The sequence below is a fragment of the Frankia sp. Hr75.2 genome, assembly GCF_949319125.1.
Classification (GTDB): domain Bacteria; phylum Actinomycetota; class Actinomycetes; order Frankiales; family Frankiaceae; genus Parafrankia; species Parafrankia soli.
The window spans coordinates 1-4267 of sequence record NZ_CASGGV010000093.1; the positions used below are offsets into that span (position 1 = coordinate 1).

Sequence of the window (4267 nt, forward strand, 5' to 3'; positions counted from 1 at the left end):
ATGGCGCGCGGGAACTCCTGACCAGAATTGGGTATGGGAGCCGTCTCGATCGGTACCGGTACTAAACTCCGCCGCAGGCTGCGGATATCTTACCAGCCCGATCGATGCCCCTTGTCCTCCCCATCCACGAGCTCTCCCCAGGTCGCCCGGCAAACCCGACCAGCCACCCATGTCCATCGATGTTTACTTTCTTAAGCATTTTAAGGCAGCATTGGTGACTACTCCGATATTTCCAGTACACTTTCAGAAAGATAACATCCACATGCACACGATGAAGTCCGTACAGACTGGCACGCAAGGCACTGTCAATATAGTCGACATCGAACGTCCCGTTCTTGGCCCCAAGGACGCGCTGATGCGGATCCGTGCCTGTGGCATCTACGGAACCGACGCGCACTACCTGCACATGGGCGGCTCGCCGCAGGGGCCGGGCGGGCAGATGATCTCGATTCCTCTCGGGCACGAGCCGGCCGGCGAGATCGTCGAAGTGGGAGCCCAGATCGCGGATCTGAAGGTGGGCGATCGCGTGGTCGTCAACCCGATGGCTGCTCCCTCCGGCATCATCGGCTGCGGCGGCATGCTGGGCGGCATGCGTGAATATCTCCTCCTGGAGAACGTCGTCGTCGGTAAGAGCGTGGCGGTGTTCCCCGACACGGTGCCCTTCGACGTCGCCGCGCTCAATGAGCCCATGGCAGTGGCACGGCACTGCGTCAACCGCTCCGAGGCCAGTCCGACGGACAAGGCCGTGGTGTTCGGCGCCGGACCCATCGGTCTGGGCGCCGCGATCTGGCTGAAGCTGCGTGGGGTCCAGCACGTGGTCGTCGCCGACGTCATCCCCGACCGCCTCAAGACGGCGCTCGCGGTCGGCGCGGACGCCGTCATCGACTCCTCCCGCGAGGACGTGACGGCCCGCCTGACCGAACTACACGGACAGGGCGCCAACGCACTCGGCCAGCGCCGCCCGGACACCGACATCTACATCGACGCCGCGGGCGTCGCAGCCGTCGTCAACACGGCCCTGACATCGGGGAAGTGGGGTGCCAAGCTCGTCACGGTAGCTGTACACAAGAAGCCTGAGCCCATCGACCTCGGCGCGATGCTCCGCAGCGAGATGACCATCATCGCCTCCCAGGGCTACCCCACGGAGATCTTCGAGGTAACTCAGGAGATCGCCGAGCACCAGGAACGTTTCGCGCGGTTGATCAGCCATCGCGTTCCCTTCTCCGACGTCAAGCGCGCATTCGAACTCACCCTGACACCGGGAGCAGCCGAAAAGGTCGTCGTCACCTTCGACGACCAGCAGTAGGCGTCAAGGGGTCTGCGGGGACGGGCCGCGCGCTGCGGCATGAATGGAGATCTGTTCGATCGTGGGTGGATGCCAGGTGTTCGTCAGCGCGGGCTCGGTGGGGATGTACGCGCGGATCATCAGGTTGAACGGTCCGTCCGGCGCGGGCAGCCAGTTGTCGGTGTGCCCGGCCGGCGCGGTCGCCGACAGGTAGATGTCGATCGATCCGTCCGGGTTCACCGTGAGGTCACTGCGATCCCCCAGGGCGTAGCGTCGCAGCGCGTTCGGCACGAGGAACATCTCGTCGTCGTACATCGTCACCGACCAGAACCCGGCGGATTCGATCGGTGGCAGCTCACCGGCGGCGAAGTGCATGCGGTAGGTGTGCGCGCCGGTCAGCGGCTCACCGTCGATGTCTGGGCCGGACCAGTAGTACAGCGACTCCTGCGGTACGTTCGCCCCGAGGCCGACCACGGCGACCGCGGAGCGCAGCAGGTAGTCGGTGCCGTAGGTGCCGCCGTTGAAGCTTCCCTGCCAGGTGCCGGACGGGACGAGGGCATCCTCGGCCGCGGCCTGGACCTCGGCCTCACCCGCGGTCACCCCCGCCGCCAGAGCCGCCACCGTCGCCGGATCCCCCGCCGACGGGGTCGAACCCGGCACGACCCCGATACTCGCGAGTGAGGCGAGCGCCGGGTCGTCGGCGGTCGGCGGCGGGTCGGCGGCGAGCACCGCGGCCAGCTCGTCGAAGAACGCCGCCCCTGCGTCGTAAGGGGTTTGCGGGTCGGGTGGGTTCGCGCAGTCCACCGCGGGCAGGGCGGGTGGCACCAGCCCGGTCTCGCCGAGGTCGGTGCCCGCCACGGTGTACTGGCCCTGCACGGCACGTGCGGCGGGCAGATCGTCGTCGCCGTCCACCAACGTGCGGCCGAGCGCCCAGACGTCCCAGCTCGGCGCGGCGACCACGGTGGTCCCTTCCGGCGCCGTCCCGCTCCACCCTGGCGGGGTGATCAGGTAGGCGCCGGGCTGCGAGCCGTTGAGCCTGGTGCCGATGTTGGCGAAGACGTTGGAGTAGATGTCCAGGATCTCGAACACGACATACCGGTCGGTCGTGTCGGGCAACGTCAGGCTCACCGGCCCGCCGCGCAGGTCCAGCCAGGCAACCGAGTAAAGGGTGTCGACGTTCGGAGCCACCACGCTACGGCTCAGCGGCGTCGACAGGACCGGGACGTTGAGCAGGGCGTTCGTGCCACCCCGGCAGACGTGGGCCGCTCGGGTGCGGGCCATCGCCACCGGGCTGTACCCGTAGACGTAGCCATCCGCGGCGGTGTCCTCCATGGACCCAGCAGGCGCCGGCGTTCCCTCTGACGTATCCATCGGAGTTGTTCCGGCTGGTGCCGCGGCCTGCGCCGGGGCGGTCGCCGCCGCCACCGGGACCGCCCTCGTCGTCCTGGCCGACGTCGCGGATCCCGCCTGGGTGTCAGACGACACCGCCACGGCACCGGCCACGTCGGTCTGCCCGGTGACGCCCGCGGCTCCAACCACCGCCGTCGCTGTCACCACCCCTGTCGTCACCAGAGCGACAGCGACGGCGCGACATGTGCGCCGGCGGGTCACCGAGGCACCCTGCGACCTCCTCCAACCCCCCGATGGGACCTGCCTCGGGTCCGACATTCGCACTCCCGTCCTCGGCGACACCGTCGCCGGCAGTCTTCGACGCGACCATGTGAAAGGCATGTGGCCGCAGCTGGAAGAGACACAACGGGGAGAACCGATCCCTGACGCGGGCCGGACCGCCCAGCCGACCCGACGCGGGACCGACATCGCCGGTCAGACCGACGGCAGGCTGATCCGCGTCACCACAGTCCCGGAGCAGGAGGAGCCTCATGACTGTCACCCGCCCCCGCGGCATGACCGACCAGGCCGCCCAGACCGCGATCGACCAGGCCTGCCGCCTGCTACGCCTGCCCACGATCCGCCGCCAGTTCGGCGACCTCACCGCGGCGGCGACCCGCGACCAGATGACCTACACCGCCAACCTGTGGGTGCCGGCACCACTTGTCGATGACCGTCGGCACCACCTGCTTCGAGCCAGTGGCGGTGTCGGCGAGTTTGAGCACCACCTCGTCTGCCGCTGATGAGGGCAGGTGGACTGCAGGGTGGTGGGCATGAGTTCTCTGAGTGAGTGGACACGGGTGTGTGGCATCGGCCAGTAGAGTCGGGCCGTGGATGATCAAGAGCTGGATTGGCTGAGGCTGAATCAGGTTCACTGGGATGAGCGGGTGCCGATTCACCTCTCCGGTGAGTCCTATGACGTGGCAGGATTCAAACGCAGTCCCGACGTGCTCCGGGCCTTCGAGGGGCCCGAGGTCGGTGGGGTGTCTGGCAAGCGCCTGGTGCACCTGCAGTGTCATATCGGGTTGGACTCCCTGTCGTGGGCGACACGGGGGGCCAGCGTGGTGGGTCTGGACTTCTCCGTCCCAGCTGTCGAGGCGGCAGGGAAGATCGCCGCCGAGATCGAGGCGGATGCCCGGTTCGTTGCGGCCGACGTGTATGACGCGGTGGAGGCACTGAACAGTGAGGCTTTCGATGTTGTCTATACCGGGATAGGGGCCTTGTGCTGGTTGCCGGATCTGACCCGATGGGCCCGGGTAGTGGAACGGTTGCTCGCGCCCGGCGGGTTCTTGTACCTCGTCGAGTTCCATCCGTTCGCCCATACCCTGGACGAGGCCACGGGCCGCACGGTGGCCTTCGACTACTTCGACGAAGGCCCGCTCGTATGGACCGAATCGGGTAGCTATGCCGATCGGGCTGCTGCCACGCGACAGAACACCACCGTGCAGTATGAGCACCGGTTGGGCAGCGTGATCTCGGCAATCGCTGGTGCCGGGCTGCGGATCGAGTTCCTCCACGAGCACGAGATCACAATGTTCCAACAGTTCGCTTCGCTGGTCCGTGTGATGTGCCTCGTTGAATCCGGACAGTCGC

General features: G+C 67.2%; 4 protein-coding genes. 3 read left to right on the top strand and 1 reads right to left on the bottom strand.

The window, feature by feature from the left end:
- Positions 1 to 169 precede the first annotated feature (169 nt).
- Positions 170 to 1306 carry a zinc-dependent alcohol dehydrogenase gene (locus AC559T_RS08790; protein WP_498868393.1) on the top strand — a complete coding sequence of 379 codons (1137 nt, stop codon included), beginning with the start codon at positions 170 to 172 and terminating at the stop codon, positions 1304 to 1306.
- 3 nt (positions 1307 to 1309) lie between these two features.
- Here the strand turns inward: AC559T_RS08790 and AC559T_RS08795 are convergent, their stop codons facing one another.
- Positions 1310 to 2617 carry a DUF1254 domain-containing protein gene (locus AC559T_RS08795; protein WP_498868394.1) on the bottom strand — a complete coding sequence of 436 codons (1308 nt, stop codon included), beginning with the start codon at positions 2615 to 2617 and terminating at the stop codon, positions 1310 to 1312.
- A 548-nt stretch (positions 2618 to 3165) separates the two neighbouring features.
- On the opposite strand from AC559T_RS08795, the gene AC559T_RS08800 reads away from it, so the two are divergent.
- Together AC559T_RS08800 and AC559T_RS08805 are read left to right on the top strand one after the other, a co-directional pair.
- On the top strand, positions 3166 to 3417 hold the full coding sequence (locus AC559T_RS08800; protein WP_498868395.1) for a hypothetical protein: 252 nt from the start codon (positions 3166 to 3168) through the stop codon (positions 3415 to 3417).
- An 87-nt stretch (positions 3418 to 3504) separates the two neighbouring features.
- The coding region (locus tag AC559T_RS08805; protein WP_498868396.1) for a class I SAM-dependent methyltransferase at positions 3505 to 4267 on the top strand (763 nt) is incomplete at its 3' end.

Excerpts from the sequence above, each read along its gene's own strand:
- AC559T_RS08795 (WP_498868394.1), bottom strand. The coding sequence starts at position 2,617 with ATGGAGGACACCGCCGCGGATGGCTACGTCTACGGGTACAGCCCGGTG.
- AC559T_RS08790 (WP_498868393.1), top strand. The coding sequence starts at position 170 with ATGTCCATCGATGTTTACTTTCTTAAGCATTTTAAGGCAGCATTGGTG.
- AC559T_RS08800 (WP_498868395.1), top strand. The coding sequence starts at position 3,166 with ATGACTGTCACCCGCCCCCGCGGCATGACCGACCAGGCCGCCCAGACC.